The 659-nt window shown below is 48.7% G+C and carries 1 rRNA gene; it reads left to right on the top strand.

Features of this window, described 5'->3' with window-relative positions:
- Window positions 1-208: 208 nt before the first annotated feature.
- Window positions 209-659, top strand: a 16S ribosomal RNA gene (locus AC3A6F_RS25295); the annotation flags it as partial.

Here is a 659-nt window from a genome sequence, read left to right as displayed (position 1 = left end):
AGTACCGAATAAAGTTCTTTAAAAATTAACAGTCGATAAGTGTGGGCGTTTGATGAAGGTGCCAAGAACTTCGGTTCTTGATTACTTAAATTATCAAATGTTCACAAAAAAGAAATACGTTGCTCAGCAATGAGTAACGGTCAGTATTTTGAGTGAGCGACCCCTGCAGCAATGCAGGGTGACTCGAAAGAGTCAACAAACAGAGATTGAACTGAAGAGTTTGATCCTGGCTCAGATTGAACGCTGGCGGCATGCTTTACACATGCAAGTCGAACGGTAACAGGGAGCTTGCTCCGCTGACGAGTGGCGAACGGGTGAGTAATATATCGGAACGTACCCAAGAGTGGGGGATAACGTAGCGAAAGTTACGCTAATACCGCATACGATCTAAGGATGAAAGCAGGGGATCTTCGGACCTTGTGCTCCTGGAGCGGCCGATATCTGATTAGCTAGTTGGTGAGGTAAAGGCTCACCAAGGCGACGATCAGTAGCTGGTCTGAGAGGACGACCAGCCACACTGGAACTGAGACACGGTCCAGACTCCTACGGGAGGCAGCAGTGGGGAATTTTGGACAATGGGCGCAAGCCTGATCCAGCAATGCCGCGTGAGTGAAGAAGGCCTTCGGGTTGTAAAGCTCTTTTGTCAGGGAAGAAACGGT

The sequence above is a fragment of the Massilia sp. Soil_C_3 genome (assembly GCF_057657035.1).
Note: the sequence above shows the minus strand (reverse complement) of the source record. Positions and strands in the feature narration are given on the sequence as shown.